This is a genomic window from Corynebacterium sp. HMSC069E04, from assembly GCF_001813175.1.
Lineage (GTDB): Bacteria > Actinomycetota > Actinomycetes > Mycobacteriales > Mycobacteriaceae > Corynebacterium > Corynebacterium aurimucosum.
This window is the reverse complement of record NZ_KV811640.1, coordinates 30055-50845: the sequence shown is the minus strand read 5'-3', so window position 1 is coordinate 50845 and position 20791 is coordinate 30055. Positions and strand designations below refer to the sequence as shown.

Below are 20791 nucleotides of genomic sequence, written 5' to 3'. Positions count from 1 at the left end.
CGGCGCGGCCACAGCGGCCGGCTAGGAAGCAGAATCAGTAGAGCCAGCGGCGCTGGCGGGGGATCCGGAACCGGAAGCGCTCGCAGAATCGGAGGCGAGGCGCGGCAGCGAACGCGGGACGGCGATACGACCGCGAGTAAAGGCGAGAGAGCGGATGAGGTCGCGGCCGGGGACCTCGACAAGCACATAGGTCGCGGCAGACAGCACACAGCTGACCACCACAGTAAAGACCGAAACCACCGCGAAATCCCCGGCAGCACTCGAGAAGGCAGACACACCCAACAGCGGGAAGGCAATGGCCAGCACCGCCACATGCCACATGAAAACCCCATAAGACCAGCGGCCCAGCGCCCGCATCCACTCGGAGGCCAGCCAGCTTTCCCGCGGCGCCAGCGCTACCGGCACCACGATGCAGGCCCCGCACACAGCACCCACCGCGATGCGGCGCGCAAACTCGCCAGGCTCAGGATGCACCAGCCCCTGCGGGCCGAACCACTCGCGGCTCGCCAGCCACACGCAGCCCGCGGCCACCACCCAGCAGACCGGACGCACAATCCGCCCGGCGCGCAGGCGTACCTGCGCGGCCTCCGCCTCCGCGGCCAGCATCCCCACCGCGAACCACGAGAAATACGCCGGCGGCCAAATCTGAGTATTGACATCCCCGGATTCATAACCGGCTACGAATGGCAGGAAGCCCCAGAACAAACTCAGTACGCCAGCAACCGCAAGAAGCACAACCCTTAAACGCGCAGAAAACCTATCCAACCCCCACGCCAACAACGGCAACACCGCGTAGAAGGCGAACTCCACGCACAGCGACCACAATTGCGTTAACCCGGGAACCAGGCCGTCAGCAATATAGAGCTGCGTGCCGGTCAGGTTGGTGATGACTTGCGGGAGGGTTAAGGGGGAGGCGTCGGGAAGCAAGGCGAGTACCGCCACCACGCACACGACATACAGCGGTGCCAAACGCGCCACGCGGGAAAGAAGATACTGCCCCGCCGTATGCGCATGTCGTCGACGCCACAGCAAGAATCCGCTGAGCACGAAGAAGACCGCCACCCCATAATCCAAGCGCTCAGCCCAAGCCCAGCCGGTGGCCGTCTGGAAGGACACGTGCGTGATCACGACCGCCAGCGCTGCCAGCGCACGCACGCCTTCGAGCTCAGGGAGAAAGCGCATGGCCCACTACGATACTATTTCTGCAGTGAATCCCTCGACCGATCGGAGCTGACGTGTTCCTTCGCTCCCGCCTAGCGCAGGTGACGATTGCCGCCGCGGTGTTCCTCATACTCGGGTCCATCCTTCCGCCGCTGTACAACAACCAGTCCCGCCCCCTGCCCAGGGACCTCAACCTAGAGATCCACGCGGAGCACGACGGAGTCACGTTTACCCGCCACACCACCACCGCCCCCGCGATGAAGGATTCCGTGGCCCGCGCGCAGTCCACCACTGACCTCACCTTAAACGGCGAGACCATCGCGCACATCACCGAGGAATCCCAGCTCAACCGCGAATCCGCCTACCCGGTGGCGGGGCCGAATACGACTCAGCACATCGAGCTGCCCGCCTTCGACGTGCAGGTGGAAGACCGAGTGGAGCGCGACGGCATCAGCTATTTCTTCCCTTCCGGCGCGGAGCAGCGCTCCTATCCTTTCTTCGATCCGCTGACACAGGACACGGAGCCCATCGACTTCCTGCGCGATGAAAAACTCGACGGCATCCCCACCTACGTCTTTCACCAGGATGTCGCGCCGGTCTCGCTCGGGGAGGTCTTCGCCTTCGACGCCCACCGCTCCGGCCCGGCGGGCGATTTCTACTCGCCGGGATCCTTAGAGCGCTACAACCTCAAGCCGAAATCGCACGTCATCCTCGAGCCTTTCTACGCCGTGAGCCGCACGGTGTGGGTCGAGCCCACGACCGGCACCATCGTCAACGAGGAGGAACACCCGCGCATCTTCTGGGCCACGGATGCGCGCCAGGCCCAGGCGATGGTCGATGCCGATGACACACACGAGCGTGCGCTTCTCGACGTCCCCCTCTCCTGGTCCGATTCCACCCGCACCGAACGCCTCGACTCTGTCCGCCGGGTCATCGACACGGTCAAGATCTTGAGCCTCGTGGGCTGGCTGGGCAAAGCCATCGGCGTGGCGTTGCTGGCGGTGGCGGCCGCGATGTTCATGCGCCGCCATGCAGCGCAGAGCGCATAGGCACCCGTGACTACCTCCTGGGCTTCCCGCGCGGTGCGCACCGCCCTCGGCGCGTGGGGCGTGGTGCTCGTTCTCGCGGTGTGCTGGCCCTTTGCGCTGCCCGGCGAGTTCCTGTGGCGCGACATGGTGTTGCTTGAGCACCCAGCGTTCACCGCCTCTGCCTTCGGCGCCGGCGATTTGCCTGCGCGCAATGCTCCGCAGGACGGGGTGCTTGCCCTCGTTGGCGGGGCGTGGATAGCCAGGGTTTTTATCCTCGGTGCGGCGAGTGCCTCGGCGTGGGTGGCGGGTCTGTGGGCGTGCCAGCGCCCACAATTCAGCCCGTGGGCCGCAGCTGCGGCGATGGCGTGCGCGGTGGCCAATCCTTTCGTCATCGAGCGCCTCTTGCAGGGCCAGTGGTCGCTGGCGGTCGCGGCCTGGCTGGCGCCCGTGATCGCGTGGGGGTGCTTAAACTGCCACCCGCGCGTGGCGTGGCTGGCGCTGTGGGCCGCGTCCTTGACGCCCACCGGCGGGCTCTTCGGGGGCCTCATCGCGGTTGTCTGTGAGCGCGAAGGGCGAAGAAGGTGGCTCTTCGCTGGCGGCTCAGTCTTGTTGTGGTTGCCGTGGCTGATTCCAAGCCTTGTGGGCGGACTTTCGGCCGCGCCCATGACTAACGGTGATCCCGCCGCCCAAACCGCGGCCTTCGCCCCGCGCGCGGAGGCCTATGTGGGAACGGTCGGCTCGCTGCTGGGTTTCGGTGGCATCTGGAACGCCGCAGCGGTGCCAGCCTCCCGCGAACATGGCTTCGCCGTGGCGGGGCTTGCTGTTGCCGCCCTCGCCGTCTTGGGCGCTGCCCGCCTGTCCCGGCGCGAGGTGCGCCCGCTAGCGGCCCTGGCGGTTCTCGGCATGGGCCTGGCGATCCTCGGCGCGCTGGCGCCCGGGCTTACTGCGTTCGCCATCGAGCACATCCCCGGCGCGGGCCTGTTGCGCGATTCCTCCAAGCTCAGCCTGCTCGCCCTGCCGCTGGCCGTGGCGGGCATCGCGTCCCTGCGCCAGCTTCCGGCCGCGCTCGCCCTGTGTGCCTGCCTGCTCCAAGCCCCCGATGCCCCGCGGGAGCTCGCCGTATTGAAGCCGCGTGAGACGGGCATCGACCGCCAGCTCATCGAAGAGCTCGATGGCCGCCTGACCTTCTTCGCCGACCGCCCCGCCATGGTCGTAGTCGACGGCGGCATCGCCCTCGACCCCTACTCCAAGGCCGCGAACAAGCTCGACTCCGGGGAGCTCACCGTCGACGGTGTGACAGTGGATGAGCCATCGCCGCGCTACCTCGCGGCCGCCGAAGCCTGGACCAACCGCGACCTCAACCGGCTGGAGGAACTCGGCGTGGGCGCAGTCGTCGAGGATGGCCGCATCGTTGTCACCACGAACGCCCAACCGACACCCGCCCCGTGGGTTCTTAGCGCCGCTTGGTGCGCACTTCCGCTTCTAGCAACTCTTCGAAGCGCGCGCCGGTTTTCTCCCACGAAAAAGTAGCCGCCAACTCGCGCGCCGCGTTGCCTAAACGGTGGCGGAGGGAGGGATCGTCGACAAGCGTGCGCACCGCCTGCGCGAACTCCTCCTCGCGCTGCACCAGCACACCAGTCTCACCGGCGATAACGCTGTCTTGCAGGCCGAAGGCATAACCTACCGTGGGAACCCCATGTTGGGCCGCCTCCATGACTGCCAAACCCCAGCCTTCTTTGCGGGAGGGCATAAGGTGCACGTCGGCGCGCGCGAGGAGCGCATGTTTATAGTCCTCAGTGACCTGACCGCGGAAGCGCACGCGGTCTTCCACCCCGTGGGCCCGGGCGTACTCGCGCAGCTGGGATTCCCACCAGCCGGAACCGATGACGTCGAGAATCGCCCCCGGAATCCGCGCCACGGTGTCCATGGCGTGTTCAATCTGCTTGTGCGGCACCAGGCGCGACAGCGTCACCAGGTGGATATCGGCCTCGCGCTCCAGGGTGGGCACGTGCTGCGGCAGGGGATCAAGGCCGTTCTCAATGATGCGCGCACCGTGAATCCCCAGCTTCTCTAAATCGCGCTTCGAGGCTTCCGAGACCGTCACCCACGTGTTCTCGCGATACAGCGCGGGGACCACGCGAGATTCCAGGAACCAGCCCAGCCGCGCCAGCACGGGCCCGGCCACCGGCCACTGCTCGCGGTGGCAGTGGTGCGTCAGGATCACCACGGGCGCCCGGGTGGCCAGGCGCGCAAAGAACGGGATGCCGTTGTGGGTATCCACCACGACATCGAAACCGCGGCGCCCGAACAACATCGCCACCAACGCGCGCGGGTACACGCTGAACTTGGCCCCAGCGCGCGAATAGAGCACGCCGTTGCGGCGCTCGCGCTTGGCGGCGTTCATGTGGCGCGCAGTACGGAAGACCACCTCGTGGCCTTGGGCAGCGAGGTACTCGCCGACGCGCTCAAGGTAGCGCTCGGAACCGCCACCCTGCGGGTGGGTGGAATCGCGCCAACATAAAAGAAGGATTTTCATGACGATGCTTTAGCCTAGTGGGTTATGAAACGCACCCGCGCCTTGGCCACCCTGCGCCGCTCCTGGCGGCTGCTGCGCTCCTTCCGCTTCGAGCAGACAGCGCCCACGGTCTTTTATGGCGGCCTGGCCCAAGACACCGCCGCGCTTGTCGACGCCCTCTCCCGCGATCATTCTTTGTCCCTCACCGGCGCGCGCGTGCTCGACGTCGGGGGCGGCCCCGGTTATTTCGCTTCCGCCTTTGCCCAGCGCGGTGCCAGTTATGTGGGGCTGGAGCCGGACGTGGGTGAGATAGCCGCCGCCGGCATCTCAGTGGCCCAAGCAGTGCGCGGCGATGGCACGTGCCTGCCTTTTGCGGATAACACTTTCGACATCACGTATTCCTCCAACGTGGCCGAGCACATCCCGCACCCGTGGGCCATGGGCGAGGAGATGCTGCGCGTGACCAAACCCGGCGGTCTGGTGGTCTTGAGCTACACGGTGTGGCTGGGACCTTTCGGCGGGCACGAGACCGGCCTGTGGGAGCACTACGTGGGCGGCGAGTTCGCCCGCGACCGCTATATCCGCCGCCACGGCCACCCGCCGAAGAACGTCTTCGGCACCTCGCTCTTCGCGCTTTCCGCACGCGAAGGTCTGGACTGGGCGCGGGGCGTGACGTCGCAAGGCTCGCAGCTCCTCGCAGCCTTTCCGCGCTACCACCCTGCCTGGGCCTGGTGGGTGACCAAGGTGCCGGTGCTTCGCGAGTTCCTCACCTCCAACCTGGTCCTCGTCCTACGCGCTTAATCCCCCGTAAAACGCCGAATGCTCCCCCGCAGGGGAGCATTCTTTAGATGCCAAGACTAGCTGGCAGACTCAACGCGCTGCTTGAGCGCGGAGAACTGGTCCCACACCTCAGACGGAACGCGGGAGCCCAGGAAGGTCAGGTACTCCTTGTTGTCTTCCATGTCGCCAGCCCAATCGGCCGGGTTCACGGCAAGTGCCTCGCGGACGTCTTCGATGTCGAAGTCCAGGCCGGTGAGGTCGATATCCTCCGGGCGAGCGGTGTGGCCCACGACGGTCTCAACAGCGTCGACGTTGCCCTCGATGCGGTCCACAATCCACTTGAGAACGCGGGAGTTCTCGCCGAAGCCCGGCCACAGGAAGCGGCGGTCCTCACCGCGGCGGAACCAGTTCACCAGGAAGATGGCCGGCATGCGGTCGCCGCCCTTTTCACCCATATCGATCCAGTGCTGCAGGTAGTCACCGGCGTTGTAGCCCATGAAGGGCAGCATGGCCATCGGGTCGTGGCGCAGGGCGCCGACCTTGCCCTCAGCGGCAGCGGTCTGGCCAGAGGAGAGCAGGGCGCCGATCATGGTGCCGTGGTTCCAGTCGAAGGCCTGGGTCACCAGCGGAACGGTATCTGCGCGGCGGCCGCCGAAGAGGATGGCGTCAATCTTGACGCCCTTCCAGTCATCAAACTCCGGAGCGGCAGACGGGCACTGCGTGATCGGCACGCAGTAGCGGGAGTTCGGGTGCGCCGCCTTGGTGGTGGAAGCCGGGGTCCAATCGTTGCCGTGCCAATCGATGAGGTGCTCCGGGGCCTCGCCCATTTCCTCCCACCAGACATCGCCGTCGTCGGTCAGCGCGACGTTGGTGAACAGGGTGTTGCCCGGCTCCATCGTCTTCATGGCAATCGGGTTGGAGTCATAGTTGGTGCCCGGTGCCACACCGAAGAAACCGTTCTCCGGGTTGACGGCGTACAGGCCATCCTCGCGCAGCCTCATCCAGGCGATGTCATCGCCCACAACCTCAGCCTTCCAGCCCGGGATGGTCGGGGTGATCATGGCCAGGTTGGTCTTACCGCAGGCGGACGGGAAGGCGGCCGCGATGTGGTACTTCTTGCCCTCCGGGTTGGTGAGCTTCAGGATGAGCATGTGCTCTGCCATCCAGCCTTCTTCCTTCGCCATGACGGAAGCGATACGCAGCGCGTAGCACTTCTTGGCCAGGATGGCGTTTCCGCCGTAGCCGGAACCGTAGGACCAAATCTCCTTGGTTGCCGGGAACTGCGTGATGTACTTCTTGTCATTGCACGGCCACGCGACATCCTCTTGGCCCGGCTCCAGCGGAGCGCCAACGGAGTGTAGGGCGTGGACAAAATCGCCGTTCTCACCAATCTTATCCAGAGCCTGCTGACCCATGCGGGTCATGATGCGCATGGAGAGCACAACATAAGCGGAATCAGTAAGCTGCACGCCGAGCTTGGGGTCCGGGTCGCTGATGGGGCCCATGCAGAAAGGCACCACGTACATGGTGCGGCCCTTCATGGAACCGCGGAAGGCCTCGGTCATCTCTTCCTTCATGGCCGCCGGCGGGGCCCAGTTATTGGTCGGGCCTGCGTCCTCCTCAGTCTCCGTGCAGATGAAGGTGCGGGACTCCACGCGCGCGACATCCGACGGGTTCGAGCGCGCCAGGTAGGAGTTCGGGCGCTTCTCCTCGTTGAGCTTAATCAGGGTGCCCTTCTCCACGAGCTCAGCGGCGAGACGGTCAGCCTCCTCCTGAGAGCCATCTACGAAGACGACCTCTTCCGGCTGGAAGAGCTCGACGCTCTCACTGATCCACGAAATAAGCTTCTCGTTCTTCGTGGGCAGTTCACCTACAAGGCCTTTAATAGTTGCGGTCATCTCACATTCTCCTGTGGTCGGTGTGGCCAGAGTGCTTTATATCGCCGAAGGTTTCCCCTATCGACGTTTCACCAACCAGAGTACGGATACTGGTGATAACAGAACGTGTAATGCCCGCCACCCCGGTTATATCCACCCAGCTCATGTCGACTATGTCGAGGACAGCGAAGTGTGAAATATGGCACCCACCGCCCCCAATCGCCCCCATACGGGGGCTCTGTTTCTAAGCATCACTCATCCAGTACGCCCGTCCTATTACCCCCGCGGAGCCCTGATCTGTCTCCGCCTAGGCACCCTCCACCCTCCACGGCGCGGCACGTTGCCCCTCACCCCTGCTTAAGGGAACAATGTCAACTGATGAATAGTGCAGACTCCTCCCAGAATCCCGCCGCGCAGATGCCTCATGGCCGCGGCCTCCAGACGGATTTCAACGCCGAGTTCAACAATGATTTGGACTACCCACGCCTCGGCAACGTGACCTTCCGTCGCGGCACCCTCACCGACAACCAGAACGCCCTCTTCGAGGAGCACTGGCCTCAGTTGGGACGCCTGCTTGCCGACGAACCCCTCGACATCCCCGCCTGGTTCAACCGCGAGGGGGCTAAGACCATCGTGGAAATCGGCTCCGGCACCGGAACCTCCACTGCTGCGATGGCCCCGTTGGAAAAGGACACCAACATTGTTGCCGTCGAGCTTTACAAGCCAGGCCTAGCCAAGCTGCTGGGCTCCATTGTCCGCAACGATATTGAGAACATCCGCATGGTCCGCGGCGATGGCATCGAAGTTCTCATGCGTATGTTCGCGCCCGAGTCCCTCGACGGCATCCGTATCTTCTTCCCGGACCCGTGGCCCAAGGCCCGCCACCACAAGCGCCGCATCATCCAATCCGGCACCCTCAACCTCTTCGCCTCCCGCCTGAAACCCGGCGGCGTGCTCCACGTGGCCACCGACCACGCCGGCTACGCCGAGTGGATCGACGAGCTCGTAGAGGTCGAGCCCTCCCTCGATTACAAGGGCTGGCCCTGGCCGGAATGCCCCATCCTGACGGACCGCCAGGTCATCACCAAGTTTGAGGGCAAGGGCCTGGATAAGGAACACGTCATCACCGAGTACCTCTGGGAGAAGAAGTAATGGCCGGCACCTACCTTCTGGTGTGGGATGCGCCCAACATGGATATGGGGCTTGGCGCCATCCTCGGCGGGCGCCCCACCGCCGCCTACCGCCCGCGTTTTGATGCCATCGGCCGCTGGCTGGTAGAGCTGGCCTTTGACAACGACGCCACCCCCGAAGCCGCCGTCTTCACCAACGTCACTCCCGGCGGCGCCGACGTCATCCGCCCCTGGGTCGAGGCTATCCGCAACGTCGGCTTCGCCGTCTTCGCCAAGCCAAAGCTTCACGAGGACGATGATGTCGACCCCGACATGGTCGAATACATCAAGGCCAACCGCGAGAACCTCTCCGGTGTCATCGTGGCCTCGGCTGATGGCCAGAACTTCCAGCACCTGCTGGAGCAGCTCACGGCTTCCGGTCTGCCCACCTGCGTGCTCGGTTTCCATGAGCACGCCTCCTGGGCGCTGACCCACCCCGACATCGAATTCGTCGACCTCGAAGACATCGAGGGTGTCTTCCGCGAACCGCTGCCGCGCATTAACCTAGATAATCTGCCTCCAGGTGGCGCCTGGCTGCAGCCTTTCCGCCCGCTGTCCGCGCTGCTTCCGGAACGCGCGCCCGAGCACAGTTAGGAGCCGCATGTTTTATTCCTGGGGCCGTTTTTCCTATGCCCACCGCAAGGTCATCCCGCTCATCATCGTGGGTCTCATCCTTGGCCTCTTCTTCGGCTTCGGCACCCGCCTCGAGGAGCGCATGAGTCAGGAGGGCTGGGAGGACCCGGGGGCGGCGTCGACAAGCGCGGCACAGATCGAGCTGGAGACCTTCGGCCGCGATAATTCCGGCGACGTCATCCTGCTTTTCGACGATCCCGATGCCCACGCCACCGAGGCCAAGGCCTTTCTGGATGACCTCAAGGCTCAGCATCCGGAACAGATTGACTCTGTCACCAGCTACTTTGATAAGCGCAACCCGAACCTCATCACGCAGGACCACTCCACGGCCTTCGCCGCCATCGGGCTCAAAGGTGACGGCGAGCAGACCCTCAAGGACTTCCGCACCATGGAGGATTCTCTGCACTCCAGTGGGCTGCCCGTGCAGGTCGCGGGTGCCACCGCCGTGGCCGACGCGCTGGATGAGGGCATGGCCAAGGACATCTCCCGCGCGGAGAAGGCCGCCCTGCCGCTCGTCGGCCTGCTGCTCCTCGTGGTCTTCGGCTCCGTCGTGGCGGCGTTCATGCCGCTCGTCGTGGGCGGGCTGTCCATCCTGGGCTCACTAGGCATTCTTTCCATCCTGGCTGGCTTCCAGCAGGTCAACGTGTTCGCGCAGGCCGTCGTCACGCTGCTGGGACTGGGCCTGGCCATCGACTATGGCCTGTTCATGGTTTCGCGCTTCCGCGAGGAGCTGGACAAGGGACGCGATACGAAAGAGGCGGTGGCGATCACCACCGCTACTGCCGGCCAAACCGTGGTCTTCTCCGCCGCCATGGTGGCCGTATCCCTCTCCGGGCTCTTCCTCTTCCCGCAGGCCTTCCTCAAATCCGTGGCCTACGGCTCCATCTCCGCCGTCGGCCTGGCCGCTCTGCTGTCGGTGACGGTGCTGCCATCGCTATTTGGCATGCTGGGCCCCAACATCGATAAGTGGACCGTGCGCAAGACCTCGCGGCGCGGGCGCCGCATCGAGGACACGTGGTGGTACCGGATGCCGCGCTGGGCCATGGGCCGCGCGGGTGTGATGACCACCGCCATCTGCGCGCTGCTCATCGCGCTGACCTTGCCGGTGCTGGGCGTGAAATTCGGCGGCATCAATGAGACCTACCTGCCACCCAACCAGGACGCGCGCGTAGCGCAGGACCAGTTCAACGAGCAATTTCCCTCCTTCCGCACCGAGCCGGTCAAGCTCGTGGTGAAGAACGCGACCAATGAGCAGCTTGTCGACGTCGTCATGCAAGCCCGCTCCATCCAGGGCCTTACCGAGCCGATGGGCCCGAAGACCGCGACCGTCGACGGCACCACCGTCCTCGGCGCCGGCATCCAGGACCGCGAGGACTACGGGCGCATCGTCCACGAACTCGAGAACATCGAGGCACCGGAGGGCGTGGAGCTGTATGTCGGCGGCACCCCGGCCATGGAGGTCGAATCCCTCGACGCGCTCTTTGAGACCCTCCCTTGGATGGCCCTCTACGTGGTGCTGGCCACCTTCCTCCTCATGGCGCTGGTCTTCGGCTCCTTCATCCTGCCGCTGAAGGCCATCATCATGACGCTGCTCTCGCTGGGTGCCACGCTGGGCATCTTGACGCTCATGTTCGTCGATGGCCTCGGCTCCGGCCTGCTCAACTTCACCGCCGGCCCGCTGATGAGCCCGATTCTGGTGCTCATCATCGCCATCGTCTTTGGCTTGTCCACGGACTACGAGGTCTTCCTAGTCTCGCGCATGGTAGAAGCCCGCCGCCGGGGCGCTTCCACGGACGAGGCCATCGCGGCGGGTACCGCGCACACCGGCGGCATCATCACGGCGGCCGCGCTCATCATGATTGTGGTCGCGGGAGCCTTTGGCTTCTCCGACATCGTCATGATGAAATACATCGCCTTCGGCATGATTTTTGCACTGCTTATCGACGCCACCATCGTCCGCATGCTCCTCGTCCCCGCCGTCATGCACCTGCTGCGCGAGGACAACTGGTGGGCCCCGCGCTTCCTCACGCGCCTGACCCATCGCCTCGGCGGCGAGAACTCCCCGGCTGCCGAGCCGGCGCCCACCGCCCCAGTGCTGAACAACGAAGAGGCCGCACCGACTGAACAGGCTGCGCCGTCCCCCGCCGTTACTAGCGAGCGGGACGATCCGCGTTCTTCGACTGGGTCCACCGAGCAGGCAGAACCGCACTACTCCCCCGTGACTCCGGCTGAACAGGTCGAGGTGGAGGGGGCGTCGGCAAGCGCCGCGAACGAAGCCGCCGTACGCGGGAACCGCAGTGCCGATACTGACGAGGAGCTCATCCCCTTCTCTGAGCTGGTCAAGCGCCTCAATTCCACGGATGGTCGATGAAGAAGAACTGGCTGACCTGGATAATCTCCCTGCTGATTCTGGCCGCGCTGGCGTGGTTCTTCCGCGACCAGCTGGACTTCATCTCCGAGGGATTGCGCCGCCTGCGCCACGCCGAACCTTTCCCCGTCGTGCTGGTGGTGTTCTTCGCGCTGCTGTCCATCGCGGGTATGGCGGAGGTAATGAAGCGGCTCATCGGTGCCGGCGGCGTTGAGGTGCCGCTGCGCGAGACCTACGCCATCACGCTGGCCTCCAATGCCTGGTCCACGACTCTGCCTGCGGGCCCTGCCTTTTCGGCTTTGCTCACCTTCCAGGTGCAGCGCCGCTGGGGCGCGTCGGTGGCGCTGTGCAGCTACTTCCTGTTTTTGTCCTCGATCATTAGCTCGATGTTCCTCGCGCTCATTGGCCTGGGCGGGGTGTTTTTCCTCAACGCAGATATGGCTTTGGGTTCGCTGATCACGACCATCGCCCTCATGCTCGCGGCACTCGGCGGCATCTTCTGGCTGACCTCGCACCCGGTGACCCTTGAGCGCTGGCTGCGCAAGCTGCGGCCCGGCCCGAAGCGGGACCGCGCGATCCAAGAAGTCCGCAACCTGGGCGAGGTCCACCTTTCGCGCGGCCCCTTTGTTGTAGTTGCCGGGGCGTCGCTGGTTCACCGCCTGGCCGATATGGCCGCGCTATGGGCTTCCGTGTGGGCGGTAACCGGGGAGATCCCGTGGCTGCGCGCCGGTGCTGACGACACCACACTAGCCGGTGTGGCCCTGGCCTTCCTGGCTGCGAAGCTGGCTGGGTCCGCGCAGGTCACCCCGGGTGGTGTGGGCACGGTGGAGGCCGCGCTCATCACCCCTCTGGTGGCGACAGGCCTGACCGTGGTGCACGCCACCTCTGCGGCCATCATCTACCGGCTTATTTCCTTTGCGCTCATCACTATCATTGGATGGGTCATCTACTTCGCCCACTACGCCCGCGATGGCTTTTCTTACGCGGCGTTGAACCGGAAGGAATCCTAAATGCGCGTTGCCCCGCTTATCGACGTCCTCGCTCTCGTACTCTTCGCCATCCTCGCCCGCCTGGCGCATGGTGGCCTGAGTTTTAGCTCCTGGGTTGATGCCTTCTGGCCGTGGACCGTGGGCGCGCTCGTCGGCTGGGTCATCATCATGGCCACGAAGCTAAGCGGCCTGTGGAAGGAGGGCGCCGTCGTGTGGCTGAGCGCCGTCATCGGCGGCATGGCTTTGTGGATGCTGGTCAACGGGCGCCTGCCGCACTGGTCCTTCCTCATCGTGGCCACCGTGATGTCCGCGCTATTCTTCTTTGGCTGGCGAGCCATCGCGGCCTTTGCGTCCCGCTCCCGCGCCTAAGGTTTGTGCTTCAACTGCCAATTCGCCCTACACGACGCCGGGGGCCTGCTTTCATCCTTAACTTCCGCCGGAGTCCAACGCGTCACAACTAACTCCCAGTCGAAATGGTACATTCACCCCTTACGTTCGGGTGTTTGAGCTGGGAGTTTGGCGTTCCGGTTGCGGGGTGCTTTAGGCCGGTTTAGGGTGTGAGGCATGAAGTTGGGGGACTTACTCGGGGTACTCGCTCGCGGCATGCACGTCGTGTCCTTGTGCGCAGGCCACACCCGTGAGGAGATGCTGGCGCTGGGCGCGACGCCTCGCATGGCGCGGCAGCTCGAAGGACTTCACCGCGTTTATTTTGGCCAGACTGCTTTCACTGCCAAGCAGCGCCGTGCGCGGGAGACGGACCATGCGCTGGATACGCTGCTGCAGATTGAGCGTCATGTGGCACGCGTCAAAAACTCACGCCAAGCTTGGGATCTGCGAGTGGAATTGTGCTCGACCCCCGAGGGCGAGATTGCGCGCGTGGCGAAGCTAAGACTCTCGGAACTTAAACCCGAGCCTAGCCCCGGCGTCCGCGTGCGACGCAGTGCGGGAGGCATGCACAAACTCATCATCACGGACCGTCCGCGCGCGATTGCCAATCTGGTGGGCACACTTAAGGCCACCTCCGACGACCTGCTGAAGGCCGTCCACGAAGTCTTTTCCGGCGGCGGCGCACCGAAGCCAGCCTTGCATGCGCACGTGATTGTGCGACTAGAGCAGCTGGACAAGATTGTGCGCGGTGAGGGCGACGATATTATTCTGCAAGCAACTGACGGCGGCACCATGACCGGCGCTGAATTTCTCCGCACGCAGTTTGCCGAGCGAGGCTTTGTCTCGCTCTTCCACCCGGTCGAGGGGCCGGTGAATCTGTATTACGGGAGCCGTTTTGCCAACGATAAACAGCGGCTTTTGCTCAGTGCAGAGCATCCGACGTGCGCCTGGCTCGGCTGCACACGACCAGCCGCGGAGTGCCAGATGCACCATATAAGGCGCTGGCAGGATGGCGGACCGACCAACCTCGACAACCTCGTGCCGCTATGTAAATATCACAACGCCATCAATGACGATGACCCCGCCCGACCCACATATCGCGGGCGCATCGACCGAGTTGAGGGCCGCATGGCATGGCTGCCTCCCGACGGCGCTCCACCAATCCCCATCCCCAGCCCGGTCTGGGATTAAAAAGCCCCTCCACAAGGAGGGGCTAGAAGCGCTGGCTTACTTCGAGCTCAGGGCGCCAACGTTCACGCCTGCTTGGTTGAGCAGCATGATGACGAGGTTGATGATGTCACCGCTGAGGTCAAGAACGCTAGAGAGCATTGGGTTTCTCCTTCGATTGAATTCCTAGACTTTATGCCTATCGTACGAAACGGTCCCAAACGTTACGCCCCGTGCCTGGGGCGCGCGGCGGAGGCTTAGGTCGCCCAGTGAGCATGCATCCCGGGAGCAGCTAACACGAGGCAGTTAACCCCCAGGACGCTAGAGCGGGGAGATGGTGTGCTTCTTGGGCAGGTCCTTCTCTTGCTTATCGGCAAGCTGGCGCAGCGCGCGGCGCAGGGCCAAGCGCGACTCGGAGGGCTTAATCATGCCATCGAGGTATCCGCGCTCCGCGGCGACATAGGGTGCGGTCATGGTCTCGTCGTAGAAGTCCATGAACATCTTCTTCGTCATCGCGCGTTGCTCTGGGGTCTCGGCGGCCTCGAGCTGCTTGCCCGCAATCATGACCACGGCGGCGGCCGAGCCCATCACGGCGATCTGGGCCGTCGGCCACGCCAGGTTGATATCACCGGTCAGGTTCTTCGAGCCCATCACGGCATACGCGCCGCCATAAGCCTTGCGCACGATGAGCGAGACCTTCGGCACGGTGGCCTCCACCACGGCAAACGCAAACTTCGCGCCGCGGTGAATCAAGCCCGCCTTCTCCTGGTCCACGCCCGGCAGGTAACCCGGCGTATCCACCACAAAGACCAGCGGGATGTTGTAGGCATCGCAAATACGGATAAAGCGCGCGCCCTTATCGGCGGCATCCGCATCGATACAACCCGCTGAATGCATCGGGTTATTGGCCACAAAACCCACGGCCTTGCCATCAATGCGACCAAAGGCAGTGATGACGTTGGGGGCGTAGTTTTCCTGAATTTCGATGAGATCGTCATCGTCGCCAAGCTGCGTGAGCAGGTCCATCATGTCGTAGCCGGCGTTCGTATCATCCGGCATGAAGGAATCCAGCTCGGTGTCCTGGGCTACCTCCTCATCAGAAGGCGCATCGAAGACCGGGGATTCGTCGAAGCAGGTCAGAGGCAAATGATCCAGCAAGTCACGAACTAGGTCGAAGGCCTCATCCTCCGAGGGCACCACGACAGACACGTTGCCGTTGAGCTCCTGCTGGCGCGCGGAGCCCAAGTCGTGGGAGGAAATTTCCTCGCCCGTGACCTCCTTGATCACGTTCGGGCCCGTCACGTACATTTCCGCCTCACCATCGACGGCGATGATGAAGTCCGTGGTCACCGGCGCATACACCGCACCACCAGCGGACTTACCCATCATGATGGAAATCTGCGGGCTACGGCCAGATAGCGGCAGCTGGCGGCGGGCAATCTCGGAGTACATGGCCAGAGACGTCACCGCGTCCTGGATGCGCGCACCACCGGAATCCTGGATACCGATAACCGGGCAGCCAATCTTGATGGCCAAATCCATGATGTCGGTGACCTTCTTACCAAAGGTCACGCCCACGGAACCGCCATACACGGTCTTATCGTGCGCGTAGATACACACCGGGCGGCCATTGATGCGGCCGTGACCAGTGACCACGCCGTCGGAGTAAATCGCATCCGGGTCACCGGGGGTCTTGCCCAGGGCGCCGGTTTCGACGAAGGAGCCTTCGTCGAGAAGCGCGGCGATGCGTTGGCGCGGAGTCGAACGCCCAGCCTCGTCGCGGCGCGCCCGGGAGCGTTCACTGCCGGGATCCTGGGCGCGTTCGAGGCGCTCGCGTAGGTCCGCTAGCTTGTCAGCGGTGCTAGTCACTTCCGAATCTTCTCCTCGATCCATTCCTCCATGTGCTTGCCCACGATACCGATTGCGGGCTCGTCGGGAACCGCCAGGTGGTCGCCCGGCAGCTGCACAATCTCCAGATCCTTCACGATAACGCCCCAGCCACCGTCCGGGTTAATCTCCGCATAGGCAGGCTCGAGCTCGATGGCGCCGTCATGCATGCGCTCGGAGCGGAAGAGGATGACGGGCGCGCTTACCGACGCCCACCGTCCCATATCCAGCGAGCCCAGAATCTGGTTATCCACGAAGGATGCGCGCTGGTGCTCTAGCACGCCGGCGGACAGGCCGTGCTCAGAGGCGTCGGTGGAGCTAAGGAATTCCGCGAGCATGGCCATGAGTGCATCCTCGCCCACGGTCTCCAGCATCTCGTAGGGCGGCTCGAAGTCGAGGCCATAGGTCTTCTTGGCGAAGGCGGCGTAGCGCCCCCAGCGGGCCTTGGTTTCCTCCAGTGTCTTCGGCGCTGGGTTAGCCGGCTGGGTGGTATCCAGCAGAGCGATAAAGGCAACCTCAGCAGTATCCTCGCCGCGAGCTTGACGCTCCTGCAGCTGGTAGGCCACCTCGTAGGCTAGCGCTCCGCCGAAGGACCAGCCGCCGAGCACGACCTTGCGCCCGCGCGCGTAGTGCAGGATGTCCTCGATATAGGCGGCGGCGCGATCCTCCAGGCTGCCCTCGATGCGCTCCACGCCGTAGACGGCGACGTCGGCAGGCAAGCGGCGGGTCAGCGGCTGGTAGACCACGGTGGTGCCGCCGGCCGGGTGGAACATGAAGACGGCCGGGCCATCGGCCTCACGCAGCACACGGATATTGCCCTCGACCTCAGTTTCCAGGCCCTCGCGGACCAGGTCTGCCAAATTCTCCAGGGCTTCGGCTTCCTGGACCTGTTGTGCGGTGACCTCGATGCCGGCGCGCTCGGTGAGGCGCTCGGCAATCTTTGCGGCGACCTCATCGCTGACCTGCGGCAGCGCAGAGGTCACGCCGGCCGCGGCCTTGCCCGTGAAGGTGGCCCAGGTACCAAAGACCATACGCTCGGAGGCATCGCGCGGTGCGACGCCGACGCCTTCGCGGTTCTCATCCATGCCGCCGCTTTCGCCGTTCGGCTTATCTGCGCCGCCCTTCGCGCTCACGGTGGTGTCGTTCGCGCCGGTGCGGTCAGCCTCGGTGAGTGCGGAAGGTGCGTCAGTACTCGCGGTTCCAGCTTCAGCAGCCGCGTCGGCCGGTGCCTGTGCGGCAGAACCGGGCTGCTCGGACACGGCCTCTTCAACCATGGTGATGACGTCGGCGAGGGAGGCGTCGCGAAGCGCCTGCACCTGCAGCGGCGGAATCTGGAAGTCATTCTCCACGCGGTTCTTGATGCGCATGCCCATGAGCGAATCCAGGCCCAGGTCAATGAGCGGCAGCTCGCGCGGGAGATCGGAGACGTCGTAGCCCATGGACTCCGACACGATGAGTGCCAAGCGCTCCTCCACGCTCTCCGTCGCCGGGTCCCAGCGCACGGCATCGGCGCCCACGTCGGGGTCCGCGAACTGCGGCGCGGTCACAGCCTGCGGCAGGCTCGGCTCCGGGGCCGCAGCGGGTTCGGCAAGGTTGAGAGTCGAGGCAAAGCCCTCCGCGACAAGCTTGGTGCTTGCTCCGTCCACGTAGTGCACCGCCAGCGACAGTCCACCCAGCGTGCGGCGGACAATCGTGGTGACCTCGCCCTTCGCGGGCAGGTCGAGGTGCTCCTCGCTCGCCGCGATATGGGCGCCCGGGGTCACGGCCTCGGCGGCAGCCTCCAGGATGGCCAGCGCGCTCGGCGCCTGGTCGGCGTTCGTGGAGAAAGCCACCGCGCCCTCCGGCAAGCTCACGCGCGCACCCGGCAGACCGGACACACCAGAAGACGGACGAGCATTGGTCCAAAAACGTTGGCGGCGGAAGTGGGTATGGGGGGCGTCGACAAGCGCGCCGGAGCCAAAGACCTTGGTGTAATCCACCGGCGTTCCAGCAACGTAGAGCTTGCCCAGTAGGTCCAGAAGTGACTCGGTGGGCTCCACCTTGCGCTTCAGGCTGTAGAGCAGCTGCGCATCCGCCTTGCCCGCGGCAAAAGCGGTGGACATCAGGCCCATCAGCGCAATCGGGTTCGGGGAAATCTCCACGATCTGCATGTGGCCGGCCGCGAACGCCGCTTCCGCCGCGTCCTGCAGGTAGACGGGCTTGCGGGTCATGCGGATCCAGTAGTCCTCATCGTGCAGCACCGCACCGGGGCGGTAGACCTTGCCGCGGTCCACGGAGGAGAAGAGCGTCGTGTGCAGCGGGCGGGTCTCGATGCCAGCGATTTCTGCATAGAGCTCACCCAGGAGCGGGTCAACGGCGGAGGTGTGGCCAGCGCCCTTGACATTGAGCGCGCGGGCGAACTTGCCCTCGCCCTCGAGGCGCTCCACCAGCGCGAGGACCTCCTCACGCGGGCCGCCTACGGTGGTCATGCCCGGGCCGGTGTAGACGGCGGGTTCGATGGAACCCGGCAGGGCGTCAATCTCCTCGGCGGAAAGCTCGACGACGGCCATGGCGCCCTGCTGGTCCTCCGGCAGCGAAGCCTCGCCCTCGCCCATGAGGCGCGCGCGGTGGCAGGCGATGAGCATGGCGTCGGCCGCCGTGATGCCGCCCGCAGCGTAGGCCGCGCCGATTTCACCCATGGACATGCCGATAACGCCGGCCGGGCGCACGCCGAAGGTGGCGAGCAGGTCCGTCAGCGCAATCTGGATGGCGGTGATGGCCACCTGCGCGGTTTCGGTGTTATAGGTCTGGGCGTCGTCGTGCACCAGCTCCAGAATGGACCAGCCGGATTCGCGCTGGACGATGGCGTCAAGCTCCTCCAAGCGCTCCTTGAACAGCGGCGAGATCTCGATCATGTCCTTAGCCATCTTGCGGTGCTGGGAGCCGAAACCGGAGTACATGAAGACAGGTCCGTGCACCGTCGGGGAATCCGCCGCGGCGATCCCGACGGAGACGGTCCCCTCGGAGACCTGACGCAGGCGCTTGACAGCTTCCTCGCTTGACGACGCCGTTACTACCGCACGCGAACGCCCATGGTTGCGGCGCGCGAGGGTGCGGGCCAGGGAGAGCAGGTTCGGGTTCTCCGCTTCGATGTAGTCCGCCAGGTGAGCCGCTGCCGCGGCGCGGCGGGATGGCAGCAAACCGGAGACCGGCAGGGCTACTGGCTGGCCCTCGCCGATGGCGACCTGCGGGGTGTCCTGGTGGGTCAGCCCGCGGTAATCCGTAAGGACGACGTGCGCATTGGTGCCGCCGAAACCAAAGCCGGAAACACCGGCGATTTTCTGGCCGGAGTATTCAGGCCACTCGCGCGGATCCTCGACCACTTCGAGGTGCTCTGCGTCAAAATCGATATAGCGGTTGGGGCCCACGTAGTTGATGTTTGGTGGGATGACGCCGTGGCGCATGCCTTCGATGACCTTGATGAGGCCCACGACGCCAGCGGCGGACTCGGAGTGGCCGATGTTGGTCTTGGCGGAGCCCAGCAGGGTCGGGTTGGCGGCCTGGCGGCCCGGGCCCAACACGCGGCCGAGCGCGGTGGCTTCAATGGGGTCACCGAGAATGGTGCCGGTGCCGTGGGCCTCGACGTAGTCCACGTCCTGCGGGCGGATGCCGGCGTCGGCGTAGGCGCGCTCGAGGACGTCGACCTGCGCGTCTGGGTTGGGGGCGGTCAGGCCGTTGGAGTGGCCGTCAGAGTTGACCGCGGAGCCCTTGATGACGGCGTGGATGGTGTCGCCGTCGCGCTCGGCGTCCTCCAAGCGCTTGAGCACGAGCACGCCCGCCGCATCCGCGCGGACGATGCCATCGGCATCATCGGAAAAGGCGTGGATGGCGCTGGTGGGGGAGGTAACCCCCAGCTCACTAAAGCCGATGGAGGCGTGCGGCGAGGCCAGGATGTTCACGCCGCCGGCGAGGGCCGTATCGGCCGCACCCACGCGCAGATCCTTCACCGCCTGGTTGACCGCTACGAGGGAAGCCGAGCACGCGGTATCCACGTTGAGGGAAGGGCCGCGCAAATCGAAGGCGTAGGAAAGGCGGTTAGCCACGATCGCTGAGGAGGTACCCGTCATGGCATAAGGGTGCATCTCCGCCGGGTCGGCGGTAATCAGCATGCCGTAGTCATTGTTGGTGGAGCCCATGTAGACACCGGTGGCGGTGCCGCGCAGCTGGTTGGCGGGTACGCCGGCATCCTCGAGAGCTTCCCACGCCACCTCTAGGAGAATGCGCTGCTGCGGGTCCATGTTGGCTGCCTCCAGCGGGGAGAGGCCAAAGAACTCGGCGTCGAAGGAGGCGATGTCCTCGATGTAGCCGCCGTCGGTGTTTTGCTGCTCCATCTTCTCGCTGGTAATTGGGTCGGAGGAGTACTCCGACCAGCGCCCGACGGGCAACGGGCCGGTGCCCGCGCGGCCCTCGACGAGCATGGTCCAGAACTCGTCGACGTTCTTGGCTCCCGGGAAACGGCCGGCATAGCCGATGACGGCGATATCCCCGCCCGCGAGGGAAGCAGAACGCGGCGAAGCCTCACGCGGCGCGCTTTCTGCCGAGGTGCCGGCCGCGCCGTTGACAAGGCGCTCGGCCAGCTGCGCAATGGTGGGGTACTCGTAGGCCACGGTGGGCTCGAGCTTAATCCCGAGGAGGTTTTCTAACTCGCCGGAGAGGACGACTGCGTCACGCGAGGACAGCCCGAAATTCTCCAACGGTTTGGTGTCCGTGATTTCCTCAGCTGATAGGCCGGTGGTCTGCGCAACCCAGGTGCGCAGCCAGCCACGAAGCTCTTCAACGGTCATAAATCTC

General features: G+C 64.8%; 14 protein-coding genes. 9 read left to right on the top strand and 5 right to left on the bottom strand.

Going from position 1 to position 20791, the window contains the following annotated elements; genetic code table 11:
* Nucleotides 1-21: 21 nt before the first annotated feature.
* Complete coding sequence (locus tag HMPREF2896_RS03085; RefSeq protein ID WP_070717610.1) at nt 22-1182, bottom strand: acyltransferase family protein; 1161 nt, start codon at nt 1180-1182, stop codon at nt 22-24.
* Between the two features lie 53 nt (nt 1183-1235).
* Here HMPREF2896_RS03085 and HMPREF2896_RS03080 point away from each other — a divergent pair, with 53 nt between their 5' ends.
* Together HMPREF2896_RS03080 and HMPREF2896_RS03075 are read left to right on the top strand one after the other, a co-directional pair.
* Nucleotides 1236-2210, top strand: coding sequence for a PorA family protein (locus HMPREF2896_RS03080; protein WP_070717607.1), 975 nt, complete (start codon nt 1236-1238; stop codon nt 2208-2210).
* 6 nt (nt 2211-2216) lie between these two features.
* Nucleotides 2217-3719, top strand: a complete 1503-nt coding sequence (locus HMPREF2896_RS03075; RefSeq protein ID WP_083311442.1) for an MmpA family trehalose lipid delivery protein — start codon at nt 2217-2219, stop codon at nt 3717-3719.
* Here HMPREF2896_RS03075 and HMPREF2896_RS03070 read toward each other — a convergent pair.
* Complete coding sequence (locus tag HMPREF2896_RS03070) at nt 3643-4725, bottom strand: glycosyltransferase family 4 protein (protein ID WP_070644506.1); 1083 nt, start codon at nt 4723-4725, stop codon at nt 3643-3645. The two genes, HMPREF2896_RS03075 and HMPREF2896_RS03070, sit on opposite strands and share 77 nt — an antisense overlap.
* A gap of 24 nt (nt 4726-4749) precedes the next feature.
* Between HMPREF2896_RS03070 and HMPREF2896_RS03065 the strand changes: the two genes are divergently transcribed.
* Entirely contained in the window at nt 4750-5505 is a 756-nt protein-coding gene (locus tag HMPREF2896_RS03065) for a class I SAM-dependent methyltransferase (RefSeq protein ID WP_070717603.1), read from the top strand.
* A 56-nt stretch (nt 5506-5561) separates the two neighbouring features.
* On the opposite strand, the gene HMPREF2896_RS03060 is transcribed toward HMPREF2896_RS03065, so the two are convergent.
* Nucleotides 5562-7382 (bottom strand): phosphoenolpyruvate carboxykinase (GTP), encoded by a 1821-nt coding sequence (locus HMPREF2896_RS03060; RefSeq protein WP_070717600.1) that lies wholly within the window; start codon nt 7380-7382, stop codon nt 5562-5564.
* Nucleotides 7383-7739: 357 nt separating this feature from the next.
* Here HMPREF2896_RS03060 and trmB point away from each other — a divergent pair, with 357 nt between their 5' ends.
* The 6 genes from trmB (at nt 7740) to HMPREF2896_RS03025 (ending at nt 14098) form a co-directional block, all read left to right on the top strand.
* Nucleotides 7740-8513, top strand: a complete 774-nt coding sequence (trmB, locus tag HMPREF2896_RS03050) for a tRNA (guanosine(46)-N7)-methyltransferase TrmB (RefSeq protein ID WP_070443313.1) — start codon at nt 7740-7742, stop codon at nt 8511-8513.
* Entirely contained in the window at nt 8513-9124 is a 612-nt protein-coding gene (locus tag HMPREF2896_RS03045; RefSeq protein ID WP_070717595.1) for an NYN domain-containing protein, read from the top strand. Before trmB ends, HMPREF2896_RS03045 begins: the two co-directional genes overlap by 1 nt.
* A gap of 7 nt (nt 9125-9131) precedes the next feature.
* Nucleotides 9132-11534 (top strand): MMPL family transporter, encoded by a 2403-nt coding sequence (locus HMPREF2896_RS03040; protein ID WP_070717592.1) that lies wholly within the window; start codon nt 9132-9134, stop codon nt 11532-11534.
* Nucleotides 11531-12541, top strand: a complete 1011-nt coding sequence (locus HMPREF2896_RS03035; RefSeq protein ID WP_070443306.1) for a lysylphosphatidylglycerol synthase transmembrane domain-containing protein — start codon at nt 11531-11533, stop codon at nt 12539-12541. Before HMPREF2896_RS03040 ends, HMPREF2896_RS03035 begins: the two co-directional genes overlap by 4 nt.
* Nucleotides 12542-12889 (top strand): DUF3054 domain-containing protein, encoded by a 348-nt coding sequence (locus HMPREF2896_RS03030; protein WP_070443304.1) that lies wholly within the window; start codon nt 12542-12544, stop codon nt 12887-12889.
* Between the two features lie 195 nt (nt 12890-13084).
* Nucleotides 13085-14098: an HNH endonuclease signature motif containing protein gene (locus HMPREF2896_RS03025; protein WP_070717590.1), complete on the top strand. Its 1014-nt coding sequence runs from the start codon at nt 13085-13087 to the stop codon at nt 14096-14098.
* Between the two features lie 297 nt (nt 14099-14395).
* Here the strand turns inward: HMPREF2896_RS03025 and HMPREF2896_RS03020 are convergent, their stop codons facing one another.
* The gene (locus HMPREF2896_RS03020; RefSeq protein WP_070443300.1) at nt 14396-15967 is read right to left on the bottom strand and encodes an acyl-CoA carboxylase subunit beta; all 1572 of its coding nucleotides are present in this window, start codon (nt 15965-15967) and stop codon (nt 14396-14398) included.
* Nucleotides 15940-20784, bottom strand: a complete 4845-nt coding sequence (locus tag HMPREF2896_RS03015) for a type I polyketide synthase (RefSeq protein ID WP_070717587.1) — start codon at nt 20782-20784, stop codon at nt 15940-15942. The genes HMPREF2896_RS03020 and HMPREF2896_RS03015 overlap by 28 nt, the downstream gene beginning before the upstream one ends.
* Nucleotides 20785-20791 lie beyond the last annotated feature (7 nt).